21 protein-coding genes and 1 tRNA gene are annotated in these 18873 nt (G+C 67.1%); 13 read left to right on the forward strand and 9 right to left on the reverse strand.

Annotation, left to right across the window (positions count from 1 at the left end):
* Positions 1-2 precede the first annotated feature (2 nt).
* From ROR02_RS05450 to ROR02_RS05495, 11 genes are all read left to right on the forward strand, one after another.
* Positions 3-2819: a hypothetical protein gene (locus ROR02_RS05450; protein ID WP_147162998.1), complete on the forward strand. Its 2817-nt coding sequence runs from the start codon at positions 3-5 to the stop codon at positions 2817-2819.
* A 75-nt stretch (positions 2820-2894) separates the two neighbouring features.
* Entirely contained in the window at positions 2895-3431 is a 537-nt protein-coding gene (locus ROR02_RS05455; protein WP_147162999.1) for a hypothetical protein, read from the forward strand.
* Between the two features lie 199 nt (positions 3432-3630).
* Complete coding sequence (locus ROR02_RS05460; protein WP_170244980.1) at positions 3631-4227, forward strand: hypothetical protein; 597 nt, start codon at positions 3631-3633, stop codon at positions 4225-4227.
* A complete protein-coding gene (locus ROR02_RS05465; protein WP_147163001.1) occupies positions 4214-6049 on the forward strand; it encodes a phage terminase large subunit family protein in 1836 nt (611 codons plus the stop codon). Before ROR02_RS05460 ends, ROR02_RS05465 begins: the two co-directional genes overlap by 14 nt.
* A gap of 54 nt (positions 6050-6103) precedes the next feature.
* Positions 6104-7504, forward strand: coding sequence for a phage portal protein (locus tag ROR02_RS05470; protein WP_246135417.1), 1401 nt, complete (start codon positions 6104-6106; stop codon positions 7502-7504).
* Positions 7497-9272 (forward strand): phage major capsid protein, encoded by a 1776-nt coding sequence (locus ROR02_RS05475; protein WP_147163003.1) that lies wholly within the window; start codon positions 7497-7499, stop codon positions 9270-9272. The genes ROR02_RS05470 and ROR02_RS05475 overlap by 8 nt, the downstream gene beginning before the upstream one ends.
* Before the next feature lie 2 nt (positions 9273-9274).
* Positions 9275-9484, forward strand: coding sequence for a phage head-tail joining protein (locus ROR02_RS05480; protein ID WP_147163004.1), 210 nt, complete (start codon positions 9275-9277; stop codon positions 9482-9484).
* A 2-nt stretch (positions 9485-9486) separates the two neighbouring features.
* Positions 9487-9834: a DUF2190 family protein gene (locus ROR02_RS05485; protein WP_147163005.1), complete on the forward strand. Its 348-nt coding sequence runs from the start codon at positions 9487-9489 to the stop codon at positions 9832-9834.
* An 8-nt stretch (positions 9835-9842) separates the two neighbouring features.
* On the forward strand, positions 9843-10310 hold the full coding sequence (locus tag ROR02_RS05490; RefSeq protein ID WP_147163006.1) for a hypothetical protein: 468 nt from the start codon (positions 9843-9845) through the stop codon (positions 10308-10310).
* Between the two features lie 4 nt (positions 10311-10314).
* The gene (locus ROR02_RS16560; RefSeq protein WP_170244981.1) at positions 10315-10485 is read left to right on the forward strand and encodes a hypothetical protein; all 171 of its coding nucleotides are present in this window, start codon (positions 10315-10317) and stop codon (positions 10483-10485) included.
* On the forward strand, positions 10482-10763 hold the full coding sequence (locus ROR02_RS05495) for a hypothetical protein (protein ID WP_147163007.1): 282 nt from the start codon (positions 10482-10484) through the stop codon (positions 10761-10763). The genes ROR02_RS16560 and ROR02_RS05495 overlap by 4 nt, the downstream gene beginning before the upstream one ends.
* 35 nt (positions 10764-10798) lie before the next feature.
* Here ROR02_RS05495 and ROR02_RS05500 read toward each other — a convergent pair whose 3' ends face one another.
* Both ROR02_RS05500 and ROR02_RS05505 read right to left on the reverse strand, forming a co-directional pair.
* Positions 10799-11017 carry a YodC family protein gene (locus ROR02_RS05500; protein ID WP_147163008.1) on the reverse strand — a complete coding sequence of 73 codons (219 nt, stop codon included), beginning with the start codon at positions 11015-11017 and terminating at the stop codon, positions 10799-10801.
* Between the two features lie 80 nt (positions 11018-11097).
* Positions 11098-11289, reverse strand: coding sequence for a hypothetical protein (locus ROR02_RS05505; RefSeq protein ID WP_147163009.1), 192 nt, complete (start codon positions 11287-11289; stop codon positions 11098-11100).
* Positions 11290-11388: 99 nt separating this feature from the next.
* Between ROR02_RS05505 and ROR02_RS05510 the strand changes: the two genes are divergently transcribed.
* A complete protein-coding gene (locus tag ROR02_RS05510; RefSeq protein ID WP_147163010.1) occupies positions 11389-11634 on the forward strand; it encodes a hypothetical protein in 246 nt (81 codons plus the stop codon).
* A gap of 207 nt (positions 11635-11841) precedes the next feature.
* Here the strand turns inward: ROR02_RS05510 and ROR02_RS05515 are convergent.
* The 7 genes from ROR02_RS05515 to ROR02_RS05545 all read right to left on the reverse strand — a co-directional run bounded on the left by ROR02_RS05515 (position 11842) and on the right by ROR02_RS05545 (position 17705).
* Positions 11842-11917, reverse strand: a tRNA-Lys gene (locus tag ROR02_RS05515).
* Positions 11918-12115: 198 nt separating this feature from the next.
* Positions 12116-13111: an aldo/keto reductase gene (locus ROR02_RS05520; protein ID WP_147163011.1), complete on the reverse strand. Its 996-nt coding sequence runs from the start codon at positions 13109-13111 to the stop codon at positions 12116-12118.
* 88 nt (positions 13112-13199) lie between these two features.
* Positions 13200-13976, reverse strand: coding sequence for a glycosyltransferase family 25 protein (locus tag ROR02_RS05525; protein ID WP_147163012.1), 777 nt, complete (start codon positions 13974-13976; stop codon positions 13200-13202).
* Between the two features lie 66 nt (positions 13977-14042).
* Positions 14043-14813, reverse strand: coding sequence for a glycosyltransferase family 25 protein (locus ROR02_RS05530; protein WP_147163013.1), 771 nt, complete (start codon positions 14811-14813; stop codon positions 14043-14045).
* 113 nt (positions 14814-14926) lie between these two features.
* On the reverse strand, positions 14927-16459 hold the full coding sequence (locus ROR02_RS05535; RefSeq protein ID WP_147163014.1) for a sensor histidine kinase: 1533 nt from the start codon (positions 16457-16459) through the stop codon (positions 14927-14929).
* A gap of 5 nt (positions 16460-16464) precedes the next feature.
* The gene (locus ROR02_RS05540) at positions 16465-17184 is read right to left on the reverse strand and encodes a response regulator (RefSeq protein WP_246135418.1); all 720 of its coding nucleotides are present in this window, start codon (positions 17182-17184) and stop codon (positions 16465-16467) included.
* Entirely contained in the window at positions 17181-17705 is a 525-nt protein-coding gene (locus ROR02_RS05545; protein ID WP_147163015.1) for a MarR family winged helix-turn-helix transcriptional regulator, read from the reverse strand. Before ROR02_RS05545 ends, ROR02_RS05540 begins: the two co-directional genes overlap by 4 nt.
* 186 nt (positions 17706-17891) lie before the next feature.
* Between ROR02_RS05545 and ROR02_RS05550 the strand changes: the two genes are divergently transcribed.
* On the forward strand, positions 17892-18767 hold the full coding sequence (locus ROR02_RS05550; RefSeq protein WP_147163016.1) for a branched-chain amino acid aminotransferase: 876 nt from the start codon (positions 17892-17894) through the stop codon (positions 18765-18767).
* Positions 18768-18873: the final 106 nt, after the last annotated feature.

Consider the following 18873-nt stretch of genomic DNA (forward strand, 5'->3'; position numbering starts at 1 on the left):
CCATGGCCCAAAACGGAGAAACCCCGGCCGCGCTGGCGGGCGCTGGCCGGGGTCTGGATACATCGGCGGCGGGCTGTGATGCGGCTGATAGTACCCCTCGCGCTGACCGTAAGCAAGGGTCGCTGGCGAAGCTGACTGTCATCACGGCCGCAAAGCCGGCCCGGCTGGCCAAGTCCTACCGGCTCGACGCCGACGGCAAGTTGGTCAAGGCCGGGGCCGGTCAAATGGTGCGGGGGCGAGCCGAAGTTGTCACTGTGAGCGGTCTGGACGACCTGGCCGCCTACCTGGAGCTATGCCTTGGGCCGGCGCAAGCCCTGACCTACGGACTGCCGGCCCGGCACCCGGTGGATCTGGTGCCGCATCGTGATTGGGTCGCTGCTGGCCAGCCGCACGGGCAGCTACCTCGCACCCTGAATCATTTTTCCTGGCCGTCTGGTCCTGGGGTGATGATGCTAGATCATGACCCGGCGCCCGGCGCCACCGCGCTGTCGCGCGACGATCTGGTGGCCGCAATCCGCACCGCCGCGCCCGGCTTGGCCGATGCCGCGATGCTCTGGTGGTGTAGCGCATCGTCGCACATCATCCACGGCGACACCGGCGAGGATCTGACCGGCCTGCGAGGCCAGCGGCTCTATATACTGGTGGCCGACGCCAGCGACATTCCGCGCGGTGGTGCCGCGCTGGTCGAACGGTTATGGGCCGCCGGATACGGACATATCAGGGTGTCGCAATCGGGCCAGCGGCTGGAACGCACCGTGATTGATGCCAGCGTGTGGCAGACCAACCGTTTTGACTTTGCAGCCGGCGCCGCCTGCGAACCGCCGCTCCGTCAGGAGCGGGGCGCGCCGGTGGTGATCCCTGGCGCCGTCGAAGTGGTAGATACGCGGGCAGCGATCCCGGATCCCGATGCCGAGGTGCGCAAGGCCGCCGACACGGCGAAGGCCAACGCACGGGCCGCTGCGAAGCCCGAGGCCGACCGTGCGGCGGCTCTGTGGGCCGACGCCAGAGCGCGGGACATGGTGGCCGAGGGCGCGACGGAGGGCGAGCGCGAGGCCGCCCGGCGCACTGCCGTCCAGGCGCTGGAAAAGCGCACCTTGGCCGGCGATTGGCCGCTGATCGCGATGATTGACGGCACGGAAAACCCCCTCACCGTGGGGCAAGCCCTGGACGATCCCGACCGCTGGCACGGGGTCCGCACGCTGGATCCGCTCGAACCGGATTACGACGGCCGGCGCGCCGTGGGAAAGCTGTATCTGATCGATAGTCGGCCGCATCTGTACAGCCTCGCCCACGGTGGCATGTCATACCGACTCGTGCGCCAGCCGGCGCGAATCGAGATCGTCAAGGGGCAGGTGTCCGCCACGGTGGACGAGGCCCTGCGCATCATGCGCGCATCGCCTGACCTGTACGATTTCGGCGGCACCCTGGCCCACGTCGAGGGCGGGCAGGTCCGGCCGCTGGACGAGCACACGGCGACATATCACCTGGGCCGCATCACGCAATTCTGGCGATGGCACCGGATCCCCAAAGGCGAGCCGGTGGAAGTGCTGGAGGATCCGCCGGCACGGCTGGTCAAGATGATCGTGGGCATGGGTGCGGCGCGCGGTCTGAAGCGGCTTGATGCCGTCATCACGGCCCCGACCATCCGGCCGGACAAGACCGTACTGGATCGGCCCGGTTTCGACGCCGAAACCGGCCTGCTACTGGAGCCGAGCGACGACCTGGTGGAGGTGCCCGACGCGCCGACGCACGATCAGGTCCGCGAGGCCGTCAACTGTCTGTTGACGCCGTTTGCGGGCTTCCCGCTCGTTGGCCCGGGCGACTGGGGTGTGCTGTTGGCCGCGATCCTGACCGCCGTTGCGCGGCCGGCTCTGCCCACGGCGCCCGGCTTCGCATTTGACGCTCCGGTGCAGGGCAGCGGAAAAACGCTCCTGGCGAAGACAATCGGCACCCTGGCAGCGGGGCGCGAGCCGCAGGCATGGCCGCACACCGCCGGGCGCGATGACGAGGAGACGCGCAAGCGGCTGTTCGCCATGTTGCGGACCGGCGACCGCGTTTTGCTCTGGGATAACGTAATTGGCCGTTTTGAGAGCGCGGCTCTCGCAACCGCCCTGACGGCGCCAATGTACACCGACCGCGTGCTGGGCAAATCGGAATCGCCCGCCGTGCCAAACCGCGCCCTGCTGCTGGTCACGGGCAACAACCTTTCGCTGGGCCGAGACCTGTCACGGCGCATCCTGGTCTGTCGCATCGACCCCAGGATGGAAAAGCCGTGGTTGCGTAAGTTCGACCTGGAGCCGGTGGCGTGGGTACAGGGGCGCCGACAGGCCATGGTCGCCGCCGCGCTGACCGTGATCCGGGGGTATTGGACCGGCGGGTGCGGCCGGGCGCCTGGGGCGTTTGCGTCGTTCGAGCCGTGGGACGATCTGGTGCGCCAACCGGTGGCCTGGATCGGGCGCGACATTCTGCCCGGCGAGTTTGGGGATCCCGTGGGCGCCGTCGAGGCCAGCACGACCGCCGACCCCGATGAAGAGGCAACCGGCGCGCTGTTCGGCGCGCTGCGGGATCGGTTCGGCGACGAGACGTTTTTGGCGAAAGACGTGGCGGGGTGCATGGCCGAGTTGACGCCCGACGATAAGGCCGTGTCGGAAGCAATCCGCGAGATTTTGCCAAGCACCCAAAGTGCAAAATCAATCGGAAAGATTTTGCGAAACAGACGAGACCGCATCGTTTGTGGGCTGGCGATCCGGTGCGCCCCCGACGCGACGGGTACAATGTTGTGGAGGATTGCACATTCGGCCCGTGCTGAGTGTGCATAATTTTACCCATCCGGGTTTACCGGCTTTATCGGGTTTACATACCCTCTAACACGAGGACTCATGAAAGGGTTTGGTATGAGTACGCATATGGAAGGGGAGACAAACCCGGCGAAGCCTGTAAACCCGGGCACGCAAAAAACACACGTTCAGACCGACCCCGACCTGGACCGCCTACGCCAAATCCTGGACGGCTTGGGCCACGGCGGCACCCTGCCGCCCGAGGCTGGACGGATCCGCCGCACCCTGGCCGAACGGTTCGGCCGGCGCTGGGGGCTGACCCTGACCCCGCCGCTCCGCGAGTTTGGCCCCCGGTCCCTGGCCGAGATGGCCGGGCCGAGGAGGTGGCGCCGCGATATCCCCGACTGGCCTTATACGGTGGCGGATCATCACCAGTGCTTCGCCGACGCGACCGGCCGCGCGGCGATGGTCGCATGCCACAACTACAGTTGGCATCCCCATGCCATCCGCGAGTTTGCCCGTCGGCATGGGCTGGTGGCGCTGATCGACCCGGCCGATCCGGAGGGCTGGTGGTGGCCGGGTGGGCCGACGTACCTGGTCATCTACAGGCCCACGACGGCGCGCCCGCTGGACGGGCTGGGGCTGGTGGCATAGCCGCTTGCCCCCTTTGGCCGCTTTCCGCATTTTTTGCACAAACTCCGAACGTGCAAAAACTGCGGGTTCGGCCCCCCAGAATACCCGGGTCCTTCCAGGGGTCTTTAACCGAGGGTGAGCGCCCGTCGCGATGCCGCCCTAGCGTCTGCCTATTTTTTAGGCTAAACTGGCCTAATCGCATATAAAGTAGGCAATTCCGATGCCCGACACCGAAACCAAATCCGCTTTTGCCGCGCGCGTTGGCGTCACCCCTGGCCGCGTCTCGCAACTGATCGGCCAGGGCTTGCCCCTGACCGAGGACGGCAAGCGGGTTCGGGTGGCCGAGGCTTTGGCCTGGCTGGATCGGACCCTATCGCCGCATCAGGTGCTGGCCCAGAGGCGACCGAGGCCCGACCCGCCCAAAGGGGGCCCTGAATCGCAGACCCCTTTGCCCGACCCGCCCAAAGGGGGCGGGGAATCGCACCCCCCTTTGCCCGACGTGCCGGAAGGCGACTATCCGGAGGCCCGGCGCGTACACGAATGGCACAAGGCCCGCCGCGCCGCGCTTGAATACGACCGTGCCCGGGGCCGCGTCATCGATGCCGACGCTGCACGGCAAGAGGCGTTCGCCCGTGCCCGGGCCGAGCGGGATAGCTGGATGGCCTGGATTCACCGGGTGGCGCCGATCCTGGCCGCCGAGCTTCGGGCCGATGAACACGCCGTTTTCGTCGCGTTGCAGCGGGAGGTTGACGATCATCTTTCCTGGTTGGCCGACACGCCGCTTGCCGCCATGGGGGCCAGCGATGGGGATCATTGACGATGCCCGACGCGACGGACTGCGACCGGCGCCACGGCTGACCGTCTCGGAATGGGCGGACCAGCACCGGCGCCTGCCGCCAACCGCCGCCGAACCGGGCCGCTGGCGCACCGACCGCACGCCATACCTGCGGGCGATCATGGATTGCCTGTCGCCATCGGACCCGACCGAGCGCGTGGTATTCATCAAGGGCGCACAAGTCGGAGGCACCGAGGCCGGGCTTAATTGGATCGCCTACGCCATCCATCACGCGCCGGGCCTGATGATGCTGGTTCAGCCCAGTCTGGACATGGCCAAACGCAACACGGTAACGCGCATTGATCCGATGATCGCCGCGACACCGGCCTTGCGTGATCTTGTCGTTGCCCCGCGAAGCCGCGAAGCCGGGAACAGCATGTTCCGCAAGGCGTTCCCCGCCGGGGAACTGATCCTCACCGGGGCCAATTCCGCCGCCGCCTTGCGATCGACCCCGGCCCGCTACCTCTTCCTGGACGAGGTGGACGGCTTCCCCGGTGACGTTGACGGCGAAGGCGACCCGGTAGACCTGGCCGTTCAACGGACGGCGACCTTTCGCGGGCGGCGCAAGATCCTGATGGTGTCCACCCCGACCCTAAGGGGGCTGTCGCGCATCGAGGCCGCTTATCTAGAGAGCGATCAACGCCTGTATGAGGTGCCGTGCCCCGGCTGCGGGCATTTCGCGCCGATCACCTGGGATCGGATCCGGTGGCCCGAGGGCCGAAGAGGCGAGGCGTTCCTGTTCTGTGCAAAATGCGGATCCATCATTGAAGAACACCGCAAGCCCGCCCTGCTGGCTGCCGGCCGGTGGACGGCGACGGCCGACGGCGACGGCAAGACGGCGGGCTTTCACCTGTCGGGCCTTTATTCGCCTTGGACCACCTGGGCGGAAATTGCGTTGGAGCATGGGCGCGTCAAGAAAGACCCGACACGACTTCAAGTCTGGGTGAACACCCGCTTAGGAGAAACGTGGGAAGACCAAGCCGGCGAGCCGATGGCCGAAGCCGACCTAATGATCCGGCGCGAGACCTGGGACCCCGACACCGTGCCCGAGGGGGTGGTGGTGATCACCGTTGGCGTTGACGTGCAAGACGACCGCGTGGAAGTCACCTTCATGGGGTGGGGCGTCGGAGAAGAGGTGTGGATCCTGGACCACGTGGTCATCTGGGGGGACCCCTCGGCTCCGGCCTTGTGGGGCGACTTGGACGCCTTGTTGCAAAAAGTCTGGCGCCACCCTCGGGCCGTGCCTGACTTGACCGTGCGCGCGGCCTGCATCGACACCGGCGGGCATCATACCGTGCGCGTGTACGATTTCGTGCGCGACAAGGCGGCGCGCCGGATCTGGGCGGTCAAGGGGCGGTCAACCCCTGGCTCGCCGCTCTGGCCCCGGAAGCCCAGCAAAAACAACAAGGGACGGATCCCGCTTTTTCTTGTCGGGGTGGACCAGGGCAAGGACGCTGTGGCCGCCCGCCTGCGCATGACCGACCCCGGGCCGGGCTATTTTCACTTCGCGGGCACCCTCGGGCCGGACTACTTCTCGGGCCTGACGGGCGAAAAGTGTGTCACGCGCTTCAAAAAGGGCCGCCCGACCCGGGAATGGATAAAGATATCCGATCGCCGCAACGAGCCTCTGGACTGCGCGGTTTACGCCCTGGCCGCCCTGCACGGGCTGAAGTCTGCCGGCCTTGATCTGGACAGGGAGGCCGCCCTGGCCCGCTCAATGCCCCTCCGAGGTACGCCCGAAGCTGCCCGGGCTGCCGTCCAGCCCGAAGCCCCGGCTGTCATCCGGTCGGCATGGATTGGGTGATTGACTAAATTATAGGCATTGCCTAAAATATAGGCATTCTTCGGAGGAATGCCCGTGCTTGCTCGCCTGCGACGCCTGTTTGCCCCGCCCCGAACCCGCGCCCTTGAAGCGGGAGCGCGGGGACGCCGCTGGGACGGCGCGCCCGTGGTGTCACGGAGCCTGACCAACGACGTGGCCGCCCAGGGGCGCACGGTGTCGGCTCGGGCGTCGCACGCCGCGCGCAACGACCCCCATGCCGCCGCCGCCGTCTCGGCGCTGGTTGCGTCGATCGTCGGGCCGGGCATTGTCCCTTCGAGTCAACATCCCGACCCCGAGGCCCGCGAGCGCGTCAATGCCCTGTGGGCCGATTGGGTGTCCCTGGCCGACTTCGACCGCCTGGGCGATTTCTACGCGCTGCAAGCCCTGGCCGTGCGCCAGATGATCGAGGTGGGAGAGAGCTTCGCGCACCTGTTCGACGTGGGCGACGGGTTGCGCCTGCGGCTGATCCATCCCGACCAAGTGCCTTTCGAGTTTCCGTTGATCGGCCCCGCCTCGAACGTGCGGGCGGGTGTCGAGTTGGACGATCTGGGCCGGGTGGTGGCCTATCACGTCCTGCCCCGGCGCCCGGACGATCCCACGGCGCCTTTCGTTGCCGCCTATACCCCGGTGCGCGTTCCCGCCGACGACGTGGCCCACCTGTTCCAGCCCCTCGAACCGGGCCAGCTTCGGGGCCTGTCCTGGCTGGCGCCCGTCCTTTTGAAATTGCACGACCTGGACCAGCACGCCGACGCCGCCTTGATGAGGGCCAAGGTCGCGGCCTTGCTCTGTGGGGTGATCACCGACCCGGATGGGAGCGGCGCGGGCCTGGGCGGCACTCAAACCGGCGGCACCCTGACCACGGGCCTTGAGCCGGGCACCCTCTTGTCGCTGCCGCCCGGGAAGGGTGTCGAGTTTCTGGACCCGAAGGAAAGCCAACATTTCGACGCCTTCACGAAATCGCACTTGCGCGCCGTGGCCGCTGGTCTGGGCATCCCCTACGAATTGCTGACCGGGGACCTGTCGGGCGTGAACTATTCGAGCATCCGTGCCGGCATGGTCGAGTTTCGACGGAAACTTGAACACTGGCAACACAACGTCGTCGTGTTCCGCTTCTGCCGACCGATCTGGGATCGGTGGATTGAGTATTGCGGTCTGTCTGGCCTGTTGCCCGGATACCTGGACGATCCCGCGCCCTATCACCGCGTGGATTGGCTCCCGCCGCGTCAAGAATGGGTCGATCCGAAAAAGGACACCGAGGCCGAGGTCTTGGCAATCCGCGCCGGGTTGAAGAGCCGGACGCAAGCCATCACGGAACGCGGCTATTCGCCCGAAAAGGTGGACGCGGAAATTGCCCTGGACCGTGCCCGCGAACAACGGCTTGGCCTGGCGTTCGACACCACCTTGCCGACGACTGCGGAGGCCCCTGCCGATGCCTGACACCTTGACCCGCGCCCTGGGGAGCCCGTCCACCCTGTCCAGGGAGGCCCGCACCGTCGAAGCCGTGGCCCTGTCCGGCCCCGCGCCTGCCGTGCGCCCGGCTCCGGCGCCAGACGGAAGCCGGACGGCTTGGGTCGAGGAACTGGACGCCCAGGGCGCCGACCTGTCGCGGTTCATCGGCGGGCCGGCGCTGGTCGATCACACCAACCGCGTTGACGCCGCCGTGGGGCGCGTCGAGACCGCGCGCATCGAGGGCGACAAGATCCTGGCCCAGGTGCGCTTCGACACAAGCCCGGGGGCGGATTCCCTCATGGGCAAGCTGGAAGCCGGATCCGTGCGCGGCGTGTCGCTCGGCTACATCGTCCAGACCTGGGAGCGCGCCGGAACGCGCGATGGCCTGCCGGTGTTCTGCGCGGTGGCTTGGACCCCGCATGAAATCTCATTCACCCCGCTGCCGGTCGATTCCGGCGCCCTTGTCCGATCGAAGGATCACCCCATGCCGAACACTACCCCTGCCGCCGACGCGGTGCCCGTTGACGACACGGCGCCCGAGGATCGCCTGGGCAAGCTGGAAGCCCTGGTTGCCAAGCTGGCCGAAACCGTCGAAGCCCTGGCCAAGCCCAAGGACGACAAGCCCGCCGCCCCTGCCACGGGCGCCCGGTCGATCGTGCTCAACAACCGGCCTTCTGTCGTCCAGGGCGCCAGTTATGACGACCCCGCCGTCATGCGCCGGGGCATGGCCGATGCCCTGGCCGCGAGCTTTTCGCCCTTGGTGCAGGCCGAGGGTCACGCGACGATGTACCGGTCTTGGCGCCCGTCGGACATGGCCGCCGCGCTGCTGTCGGCTCGCGGGGAAACCGTGAACCGCTTCGACCGGGAGGCACTCCTGGTGCGCGCCCTGGGCGCCCATGGCACGTCCGACTTCCCCGGCCTGCTGGCCGACGCCGCCAACAAGGCGTTGCTCGCCCAGTACCAAGCCGCCGCGCCGACCTACCGCCAGATTGCGGCGCGCAAGGCGTTTCAGGACTTCAAGGCGCATCGCTTCTTGCGGGTGGGTGATTTCCCGACGTTCCATGAAGTGATCGAAGGCGGAGAAACCCGCTACGGCACCCTGTCGGAGAACAACGAAGCTGTCACCGCGCGGGAGTTTGCTTCGGGGATCGTCATTGGCCGCAAGGCGCTGATTAATGACGACTTGAGCGCGCTGTCTGACTTCTCGGGCCTGATCGCCACGCGCGCCGCTGCCTTCGAGGACGCGACCGTTTACGCCCTGCTGGCCGACAACGGCCCCACCCTTGCCGATGGCAAGGCGCTGTTCGATGCCGCCCACGGCAACAAGGCCGGCACCGGTGCCGCTTTGAGCGTCACCACCCTGTCGGCTGCCGTGGCCGCCCTGCGCGGCATGACTGGCCTGGACGGGTTGCCGCTGAACGTCCAGCCCCGCTTCCTGGTGGTGGGTGTCGCCGCCGAGGTCGCGGCGCGGCAGGTGGTGGCGACGATCACCCCGGCCAAGTCCACGGACGTGAACCCCTGGGGCGGTGCCTTCGAGGTCATCGTCTCCCCGCACATTGCGGGCAATCGCTGGTTCTTGGCCGCTGACCCTGCCCAGGTGCCGAGCGTGGTCTACGGCTGGGTTGGCGGCGCCGAGGGGCCGCAAATCAGCGTCGAAACCGACTTCGATACGCGCGCCGTGAAGGTCCGGGCCGGGATCGACTTCGGGGCTGGGGCCATCGACTTCCGGGGCCTGTACCTGAACGCGGGCGCTTAATCATGACAACGGAAGACCTGGTTGCGCGCCGGGACGCCCTGCAAGAGGCCATCGATACGGGCGTGCGGGAATGCCAATACGCCGACGGGACGCGGATGGTCTACCGCTCGACCGCTGAAATGCGGGACGCGCTGGCCCGGCTCAATGAGCGGATCGGGTCTTCCGTCCCGCGTGTCTCGCGCATTGTGTTTTCAGCAACGAAGGGACTTTGACCATGGCGACTAATTTTGTCCAAGACGGGCATATCGTGACGATTACGGCCCCGGCGGGGGGCGTGTCGTCCGGGGATGGGATCTTGGTGGGGGCGCTGTTTGGCGTGGCCCTGACCGATGCCGCCGAGGGCGAAGCGGTCAACGTCCAGCTGTCCGGGGCGTGGTCCCTGCCGAAGGCGAGCGCGGCTGTCTTTGCCCAGGGCGGCGCGGTGTCGTGGGACAGCACCGCCGGCCAGTGTGTGGCGCCTGCGACTGGTAAGGTCCCCGTGGGCACCGCCTTGGTGGCCGCCGGATCGGGCACCACGTCGGTGGTGGTGCGCCTGGACGGCACTGCGACGGCTGCCGCGTAGGCACGCTGATGGCCCGCGCGCGCACCAAGGCACCCCGATCCATCGGCCCCACGCCGGAACGGCTGGCAAAGCCCGATGGGCAGTTTGTCACCGTCCCGACCGAAAGCGCGGGCCTGTATGCCGCGCGCTCGGTGCCCACCTGGGAGCGGCTGCTGTCGCGTGGAGTGATCGATGACCGGCAGGCGACGGCCGCCGCCTTCTATGTCCAGGCATGGGAGCGGCTTGAAGGCGCTGGACATGCGCCTTCCATCCTTTTGAAGGCCGGTGCCGCTGTTGACGTGTCGTGGTCGGGCGGCGCATTGCCCGAAAAGGTGATCCGCATTGCCGGGCAATTCCGCAAATGTTGCTCGTTGCTGGGGGCTGACCTTTTTCTCGTTGATGCCGTGGTCCGGCTCGACCTGCACCCGGCGAAATCCTGGCAGAAAAACCGGCTTCGCGCTGCCCTGGGGCGGCTGGCCGATGCCATTGGAGCATGACCTGATGACGCCCGAAGACCGCCATGCCGACGCCCTGCGCCGGATCGAGCAAGCCCTGGATGACCTGAAACAGGCCGCCCGTGACATGGCGGCGGACGACCAGCAACCGCCGCCGCCTCGGGCGCGCCCTGTCCGGCGCCGTCGCGTCACGCGGTCAAAGTGGATGGACCGATGACCGACACCCGGCCCGTCGAAGTGACGCTGATCCAGGTGGACCGCACGCCGGGCCGGGGTTCGCTGGTTGCCCTGGCCGTCGCTGAAATCGACGTAGGCGGGATCGTGTTCCGATTGCAGGCCGTCCCGATCCGGTGCGAGCGCGGGGGGCGGCTGACCATCGGCGAGCCATGCACCCGTGACCCGAGCGGTGCATGGGTGCCCGCCGTCTGCCTGCCGCCTGAGGTGTTCGGGGCGCTGACGGATTTGGTGCGCGCGGAGTTGCGGGAGGCGGCGTAGGTTCACCCTAATTGGGGGCAGAAACCCGTCAAGTCTTATCTGCGAACTGAAATCGCGCCAATTCCTGGCTTAAAATGCTCAAGAACGACAGGTGAGAATCTCTCTCTTTTGTTATTGCTTTTATTTCCGACCTTCTCGAACCAAACGCAAGTCACACCAGTCTCGCCCGTCATGTAGTGATCCCCAACGCTTTCAACGGTCATCGCGGGACCGCCAGACTTCAGTCTCACGACATCTCCCGGCTTGAACTCCATGCTCTTCCTCCATCACAAAAAAGGGCGGACAACACAGAAACGATATTGTGGACCGCAACCAAGCGCAATGGGTGTCATTGTCAACTGGAAACTTCGCCGCTCTTTCCAGTATCCGCGCCCGGCTCTGGCAGGTATCCCCGATCCTGAAGCCACGCTTTCAGAATCCGCTCGACCAGCGACGAGACCGAGCGGTCATCGTCCGCTGCCGCGCGGGTGAGGGCGTCCTTCACTTCGGGTTCGACCCGGAAGCCGAGCGGAGCCGTTCGGACCATATTCTAACATCCTCTAACATTGTTGTTGACGTTATGCATATTGGCGTTACTATACTAACATTGTTAGAGGATGCAAGCGCCCCAAACGGAGACACCACGATGACCAAAACAACCAATACCACGGCGCCCGCCGCCCTGGATCACAAGACCCTCAACGCCTGCATTTTGCGCATGGACGCGCTGGCCGGGCTGCTGGATTGGCTGTCTGCCGCTGAGACAGCCCTTATCGACTGCGCCGAGGATCAGCCGGCGGATCGAAGCCGGTCCTTGGCCTTGTGGGCCCTCAAAGAGTATGTGGACGACACCGCCGCCATGCTGGACCCCGAGCGGCGCACCACCGCCTGACCCTCTCCGCAGATTTTGCGGATTGACGCCCGCCCTGGGGAGACCTGGGGCGGGCTTTTCTATGTCAGTGCTGACACGCCGTCTGACACGGGTTCTGACACGCCAACGGACACGGCGGAAATTGCTGACACAGTGCTGACACGAACGACAAAGCCCCGGAACTGTGTCCGGGGCTTTGCTGCAAGATACTGTTTTTCTTGCCTAATTTGGTGAGCCCGGCGCGACTCGAACGCGCGACCCGCTGATTAAAAGTCAGCTGCTCTACCGGCTGAGCTACGGGCTCGTCAAAACAGCGGCGGGCCGGGAAAACCGGGGCCGTCTGGCGCCATGCAAAGTCTTCGCCCCCTCGCCGGAGGGCCGTCCGCAAGGCGTCGTGCATGTAAGGCAGATCGCTCCCGCTTGTCAACGCATCTCGCGCCCTTCCGTCACGGAAATTCGTCCTTGCCCGTTCCCGAGGGGGGCGGACAAAAGGCGTGCGGGGTTACCGGTCGGTCAGGGCCTCCAGCATGGCGGGGTAGCGATCGCCCGCCACCGGAATCCGGCCGGCGGCCTCGTCCAGGGCCGCCAGGTCCCCGGCGCTCAGCACCACGTTGGCCGCCTTGATGTTTTCTTCCAGCCGGCTCAGGCGGCGGGTGCCGGGAATGGGCACGATCCACGGCTTGCGGGCCAGCAGCCAGGCCAGCGCCATCTGGGCCGGAGTCGCGCCCCGCGCCTCGCCTTGCGTGCGCAAGAGCTGGGTCAACGCCTGATTGGCCGCCAGGGCCTCGGGCGTGAAGCGCGGCAGCATCGAGCGGAAATCATTGGCCGGGAACGTCGCCTGGGCCCCGATCGCCCCGGTCAGGAACCCGCACCCCAACGGGCTGAAGGGCACGAAGCCAATCCCCAGTTCCTCCAGGGTTGGCAACAGTTCCGCCTCGGGACCCCGCGTCCACAACGAATATTCGCTTTGCACCGCCGTGAGCGGCTGCACCGCGTGCGCGCGGCGGATGGTGCGGGGCGAGGCCTCCGACAGGCCGAAATGGCGCACCTTTCCCTCGGCGATCAGGTCGCGCACCGTTCCCGCCACGTCCTCGATCGGCACGTCGGGGTCAACCCGGTGCTGGTAAAACAAATCAATCACTTCAAGGCGCAGGCGCTTCAAGGACGCCTCCGCCACCGCGCGGATGCGTTCGGGGCGACTGTCGAGCCCGTTCCAGCTCCCCGCGCCATCGGGGGCGATCTTGAAGCCGAACTTGGTGGCGATCACCACCTGATCACGCACCGGCGCCAGGGCCTCGCCCAGCAGTTCCTCGTTCTTGAACGGCCCGTAGGCCTCGGCGGTGTCGAAAAAGGTCACGCCCCGATCCACGGCGCCCCGCAACAGGGCTTCCGTCTCGGCCTTGTCGCCGGCCGGGCCATAGGCGAACGTCAGCCCCATGCATCCCAGCCCCAGGGCCGAGACCTCCAGCCCCCTTCCCAGCATGCGCCGCTTCAGCATGAGCGTCCTCCCTTGTTTCCTGGGGCCTTGTTTCTTGGGGCCTTGTTTCTTGTGGCCTTGTTTCTTGGGGCCCGCGCGCCTTCCCTGGTCATGCCCCGCCTTTCCCGGAAGCCTCGCCGTCGGGCGGCTGGCCCAGGCGGCGGCGGAGTCGATCCAGGCCCTGATTGAGCAAACGGGCCAGTCGCCACTTCAAAGCGGTAGCCTCGGTGTAAGGGGGCGTCGTCGGCTCGGGCGGGGCCGCTGGTTCGGGCGCGGGCTCCAGCACCGGCGGGGTGAGCGCGAACACCGGCACGGCGGTGGCCCACGGCCGCGCCAGGGCCTGATCGAAGGGCCGCACCAGGCGCGGCGTGTTGGTCAGGAACCGCACGGCGGCCCGGCGGGTGATTGCGTATCCGGATACCACGGGCAGATCCCCGCCGACCAGGGGGTTCAGGCGGGCCAGGGCGAACGGCGCCACGGCCAGGGGGCGCGGAGCCTGGGCCGGCACGGTGCCGGCCTCGCCCAGCAGCACGATCCGGTCGTGCCCGTCGTCGCCGGCTTGCGCAAGTGCCCGCGCCGCCTGCGCGAGGGTGGGGGCGGGCACGATGGTGTCTTCCAGGATCAAGGCGGCGCCGGGGCCGTTCAAAACCAGCTCGATCAGGGCGCGGCGATGGCCCAGCCAGCGGGCCACGGCCCGGTCGCTCAAGGGGCGCTCGGCCAGCCAGCGACGGGTCGCGTCGTCCACCGGGGCGCGATCCCCCGGGGCCAGGGCGTTGGCGTCGTTGGCATCGACCACCGTTGTTTCCAGGCCCTGGGCCTTCAACGTGGCGGCAAGGGCAGGGGCCCGCCCGGGGTGGCCGGGATCACGGATCAAGATCACACGCATGACGTTTTTCCTTGGCGGGCCGGTCGGGCCGGTGTGCTCGCTGGAGATCGTCCCCAACAGGGCATATCACGGGTTGAGCAGGCGATACACCCGCTTGTTCAAGCCGTCCCGCCAGCGGTTGAACCGGCGCCGCCACAAGGTCCACCGGCTGCCCGCGTAGCGCCGTTCCGGGTCGCGCGCGCCAATCGCCGAGGGCAGCTCGTCGCGGTGCGTCACCACGAACGGATGCACCAGGAACGGCACCAGGCCGTTTTCCCAATAGCGATCCACGGTGTGATCAATGGGCATGAACAGGCGCTGGGTGTAGGCCAGCACCCGCCGCGCGCCTTCGCGCGTGATCACGTATCCTTGCAGGCCCAGGATATGGGTGCGCGGGCGCACCAGCACGTGATCCGGGCCCAGGGGCCCCTCGGCCGGATGGCGGGCCACGGCGCGGGCCATCGCGGCGGCGCGCAGGCTGCCCAGGCGCACCAGCGCCCAGGGGCGGGGCCAGGGGGTGGGGGGATGCAGCAAGGCATCGAGCACCCCGGGCAGGGCATCGTCCAGGCGCACGTCGTCCTCCAGGATCAAGGCCGCGTCCAGATCCTCGTCCACCACCTTGCGGATCGCGCGTTCATGGGCCAGGAAGCAGGCGATTTCCGTGGGCAGCATCTCGACCCCATACACCCCCAGGCAGCGGGCGCGGTCGTAGCGGGCCCAGTCGGCCGGGGTGAGCTGGGCCGGGGTGATGCCATCGACAAAGGTGGCCTCCAGGCCCACCCGCGCCAGTTCCCCGGCCATCAGGGCGCGGCGCTCCAGGGCGTCGGGAAGGGAGACGACAAACACGGGCAACGACATGGCGCAACCTTTCCAGGGACAAGGAGCCGCGGGCGCGAAAGGGCAGGGGAGGGCGCGCCGCCGGGGCGAAACGCCTGGGGATATGTACCATGGCGGGCAGGGGCCGGCAAAGATCAGCGCGGCAGGCGGATGCGCGCGCGCAAGCCTCCGATCGGGCTGCTTTCCAAGGTGATGTCGCCCCCCATGGCGCGGATCAGGTCGCGGGCAATGGTCAGCCCCAGGCCGGTGCCGCCGGTGCGGGGATTGCGCGACCCCTCGATGCGGAAAAAGGCGCGAAAGACATCCTCGCGCCGTTCGGGAGGAATGCCGGGGCCGTCGTCGTCCACCAGGATTTCCACGTTGTGGTCGCGCATGCCAACGCGCACCGCCACGTGATCGGCGAAGCGTTGCGCGTTGCCCAGGATGTTGGCGAGGCAGCGCTCGGTGGCGTGGGGCTTGACGGGCACGGTCAGCGGCTGTTCCACGTGCACGTCAATGCGCGCCCCGTTGCGGCGCATGCGCGCGACCACGTCCTGGACCAGGGCGTTGATCTCCACGGGACGGGTTTCCTCCGACCCTTCGCCCCGGGCAAAGGCCAGATAGCCTTCGATCAGGCGTTCCATCTCGGCCACGTCCTCGGTCAGGTCGTCCACGCCCTCCATCCCTTCCATGAGCGCGAGTTGCAGGCGCATGCGGGTCAGGGGGGTGCGCAGGTCGTGGCTGACACCGGCCAGCATCTCGGTGCGCTGGGCGATCTGGCGGCGGATGCGTTCGCGCATGCGGATGAAGGCAAGCCCCGCCTGGCGGACCTCGACCGCGCCCCGGTTCTGGAACTCGGTCACGTCGCGGTCCTTGCCCAGGGCATCGGCGGCGGCCGCCAGCGAGCGGATCGGGCGCACCTGGTTGCGCATGAACAAGGTGGCCACGGCGAACAAGATCAGCGAGGAAATGGTCATCCACCCGATGAAGATATAGGTGGTCACGCTAAACAGGCGCTTGCGGGGCACCACCACGTCCAGCACCCCGTCCACCACCTGGATGTGCAAGATCAAGGTGCGCTCGTCGAGAACATCGACATGACACGAAAGCCCGGTGTGGGCGGTGACCGTGCGGTACAACTGGCGGGCCACGAAATCCTGGGCCTGGGCCTCGGGCGGCTCGGGCGGCAGGAACGCCCCGGGCTGGAAACGCATTTTCAGCTGCTGGCGCACATGCACCAGGGCAAACATCCATTGCCGGTTGCTGGGGTCGGGGTGGCGGGCCATGAAATCCAGCACGACCCCGATTTCCGAGGCCACGGCGTCATTCATGCGCCGGCTCATGGTGTCCCAATGGCGATCGAAAAAGATGGTGGCCGTGATCACCTGCAGCACGATCAGCGGCGTGACGATGATCAGCAGCGAGCGGCCCATCAGGCTCTTGGGCAAGATCGCGTGCAGCATCCGCGCGATGGGGCGCACGGCCGAGCGCTCCAGGTGCACGAGGCGCGCGAACAGGCCGATCGGAGGATGATGGCGCGCGCGCGGGCGTGGAGGGACCTGGGCCAGGGCCGCCCACGGATCCGTCCCTTCGTCGGGGCTCCCTTCCGCGCCCGGACTCCCGGCCTTCGTGGGAGGCACGGTCTTGGCGGGAGATAAACGCGATCGGGAGAAAAACGGGAGGCGCATGCGCGTTATCCCGGGAACAGCTGGTAGCCCTTGCCGCGCACGGTGCGCAGGTGGCGGGGCGCGCGGGGGTCGTCCTCGATCTTCTTGCGCAGCCGGGTGACCTGGACATCGATGGCGCGGGGATTGCCCTCGACTCCGGTCAAGGTGGCGAGATCCTCGCGGCTGATGGCCTCGCCCGCGCGCTCGGCCAGCACGCCCAGCAAGGCCAGCTCGGCCGTGGTCAGGTGCACGGGCTGGTCCTCGCGGCGCAGCTCCTGGCGGTCGGGGTCGAAGACGCAAGCGCCCAGGGCGATGGGCCCCGGCCCCGGAGCGACGGGAAGGGCCGGTGGCGGTTCCTGGACCCGGCGCAAAATGCCCCGCACGCGCAACACCAGCTCGCGCGGGTCGAAGGGCTTGGCCAGATAGTCGTCCGCCCCGCTTTCAAGCCCGCGCACCCGGTCGTCCACCTCGCCCCGCGCGGTCAGCAGCAAAATGGGAACGGTGGAGCTTTCCCGCAGCCAGCGGGTCAACGAAAGACCGTCCTCGCCGGGCATCATGACGTCGACCACCAGCAGGTCGAATTGCAAGGCGCCCAGGTGACGGCGCGCCTCGGCGGCATCGGCGGCGGTGGTCACCACGAAGCCGCGCTCCCCCAGGAACCGACGTAGCAGGTTCAAAATGCGGGCGTCATCGTCCACCAGCAAAAGGTGCGGGGGCGGTCCCTCGGTCAGGACGGGTTCGCTCACCGCCCATCCCCGGACGACCGGCCAGGCGGGCGGTGTCCGCCGGCGGGCAGGAAGCGTTCGCGCGCCGCGCCGTCGATCATGCCCAGCATGACCTTGCGAAAGCCCTCCACCGCCTCGGCGCCCGCCTCGCGGTAGGCGCGCGCGAAGCGCCGGCGCTGGGCCTCGGTCAGCTGGCGTTCCATTTCAACGCCCTTTTCCGTGAGTTCCAGCAAACGCTGGCGACCGTCGCGCAAGCCCCTGTGCTGCATGATGAACCCGTCGTTGACCAGCTGCGAGAGCACCCGCGAAAGACTCTGCTTGGTGATCCCCAGGATCCCGAGAAGGTCGCTCACGCTGATGCGCGGGTGGCGCCCGACAAAATAGATCACCCGGTGGTGGGCGCGCCCGAATTTATGGCGGGCCAGCATGGCGTCCGCTTCGCTGGTAAAATCGCGATAGGCGAAGTATAGCATCTCTATGCCCTGACGCAGCTCCTCCTCACGCAGGAACAAAGGGTTGGGTCCGCTCTTGACCTCTTTCATCGCCGGATCCCCCGCGAGACCGGCATGGAGGACATGTCTGCCATATGGGTCAGCCTTGTTGACATAGTTCGGGGAAGGATGTTACGTTTCCTGTCGTCGTCAAGAAACAAAACCACACTCCCCGGCGACGGTTCCCCTGCAAGGGCCGCCTGCAATACTCTTCCATCGTAGGAAAGGTCGGTTCCCATGTCTCTTATTCCGTTCGACGACCGCGACGGTTTCATCTGGTTCAATGGCACCTTGGTTCCGTGGCGCGAAGCGAAAGTGCATGTCCTGACCCATGGGCTGCATTACGGAAGCGGTGTGTTCGAAGGCGAACGGGTTTACAACGGCAAGGTGTTCAAGCTGACCGAGCACAGCGAGCGGCTGCGCTATTCCGGTCAGGTCCTGGGCTTCGAGGTTCCCTATTCGACCGAGGAATTGAACGACGCCACGAAGAAGGTGCTGGAAGCCAACGGCATTGTCGATGGCTATGTGCGTCCGGTCGCGTGGCGCGGTAGCGAGGTGATGGGCGTCGCGGCGCAGCAGAGCAAGATCAACGTCGCAATCGCCTGTTGGGTGTGGCCCAGCTACTTCTCGCCGGAAGCGAAGATGAAGGGGATTCGGCTGTGCATGGCCCCGTGGCGGCGTCCAGCGCCCGATACCGCGCCCTGCCACGCCAAGGCGAGCGGCCTTTACATGATCTGTACCCTATCGAAGCACAAGGCCGAGCAGGACGGGTATCACGATGCCGTGATGCTGGACTATCGGGGCCGTCTCGCCGAGGCCACCGGGGCCAACATGTTCCTGGTGATGAACGGCAAGATCCACACGCCGACGCCTGATTGCTTCCTGGATGGCATCACCCGGCAAACGGTCATCGGTCTGGCCCGCCGGCGCGGCCTTGAAGTCATCGAGCGGCCGATCATGCCGGCCGAGCTGGCCAATGCCCAGGAAGTGTTCCTGACCGGCACGGCGGCCGAGATCACCCCGGTGGGCTCGATTGCCGACTACACCTTTACCCCGGGCGAGGTGACCCGCGCCTTGATCCAGGATTATGACGCCGAGACGAAGAACGCCTGATCCGCTTCTTCTCCCTCGTTTTTTCTGACCAAAGGGGGTGGACCCGGCACGCCGGGCCTGCCCCTTTTTTTGTCCGTTCGGGAAAATTGGCGTGTGATACCAACGG

Source organism: Pararhodospirillum oryzae (assembly GCF_007992075.1).
Taxonomy (GTDB): Bacteria; Pseudomonadota; Alphaproteobacteria; order Rhodospirillales; family Rhodospirillaceae; genus Pararhodospirillum; species Pararhodospirillum oryzae.

Excerpts from the sequence above, each read along its gene's own strand:
- ROR02_RS05450 (WP_147162998.1), top strand. The coding sequence starts at position 3 with ATGGCCCAAAACGGAGAAACCCCGGCCGCGCTGGCGGGCGCTGGCCGG.
- ROR02_RS05455 (WP_147162999.1), top strand. The coding sequence starts at position 2,895 with ATGAGTACGCATATGGAAGGGGAGACAAACCCGGCGAAGCCTGTAAAC.
- ROR02_RS05460 (WP_170244980.1), top strand. The coding sequence starts at position 3,631 with ATGCCCGACACCGAAACCAAATCCGCTTTTGCCGCGCGCGTTGGCGTC.
- ROR02_RS05465 (WP_147163001.1), top strand. The coding sequence starts at position 4,214 with ATGGGGATCATTGACGATGCCCGACGCGACGGACTGCGACCGGCGCCA.
- ROR02_RS05475 (WP_147163003.1), top strand. The coding sequence starts at position 7,497 with ATGCCTGACACCTTGACCCGCGCCCTGGGGAGCCCGTCCACCCTGTCC.
- ROR02_RS05480 (WP_147163004.1), top strand. The coding sequence starts at position 9,275 with ATGACAACGGAAGACCTGGTTGCGCGCCGGGACGCCCTGCAAGAGGCC.
- ROR02_RS05485 (WP_147163005.1), top strand. The coding sequence starts at position 9,487 with ATGGCGACTAATTTTGTCCAAGACGGGCATATCGTGACGATTACGGCC.
- ROR02_RS05490 (WP_147163006.1), top strand. The coding sequence starts at position 9,843 with ATGGCCCGCGCGCGCACCAAGGCACCCCGATCCATCGGCCCCACGCCG.
- ROR02_RS16560 (WP_170244981.1), top strand. The coding sequence starts at position 10,315 with ATGACGCCCGAAGACCGCCATGCCGACGCCCTGCGCCGGATCGAGCAA.
- ROR02_RS05495 (WP_147163007.1), top strand. The coding sequence starts at position 10,482 with ATGACCGACACCCGGCCCGTCGAAGTGACGCTGATCCAGGTGGACCGC.
- ROR02_RS05500 (WP_147163008.1), bottom strand. The coding sequence starts at position 11,017 with ATGGAGTTCAAGCCGGGAGATGTCGTGAGACTGAAGTCTGGCGGTCCC.
- ROR02_RS05505 (WP_147163009.1), bottom strand. The coding sequence starts at position 11,289 with ATGGTCCGAACGGCTCCGCTCGGCTTCCGGGTCGAACCCGAAGTGAAG.
- ROR02_RS05510 (WP_147163010.1), top strand. The coding sequence starts at position 11,389 with ATGACCAAAACAACCAATACCACGGCGCCCGCCGCCCTGGATCACAAG.
- ROR02_RS05520 (WP_147163011.1), bottom strand. The coding sequence starts at position 13,111 with ATGCTGAAGCGGCGCATGCTGGGAAGGGGGCTGGAGGTCTCGGCCCTG.
- ROR02_RS05525 (WP_147163012.1), bottom strand. The coding sequence starts at position 13,976 with ATGCGTGTGATCTTGATCCGTGATCCCGGCCACCCCGGGCGGGCCCCT.
- ROR02_RS05530 (WP_147163013.1), bottom strand. The coding sequence starts at position 14,813 with ATGTCGTTGCCCGTGTTTGTCGTCTCCCTTCCCGACGCCCTGGAGCGC.
- ROR02_RS05535 (WP_147163014.1), bottom strand. The coding sequence starts at position 16,459 with ATGCGCCTCCCGTTTTTCTCCCGATCGCGTTTATCTCCCGCCAAGACC.
- ROR02_RS05545 (WP_147163015.1), bottom strand. The coding sequence starts at position 17,705 with ATGAAAGAGGTCAAGAGCGGACCCAACCCTTTGTTCCTGCGTGAGGAG.
- ROR02_RS05550 (WP_147163016.1), top strand. The coding sequence starts at position 17,892 with ATGTCTCTTATTCCGTTCGACGACCGCGACGGTTTCATCTGGTTCAAT.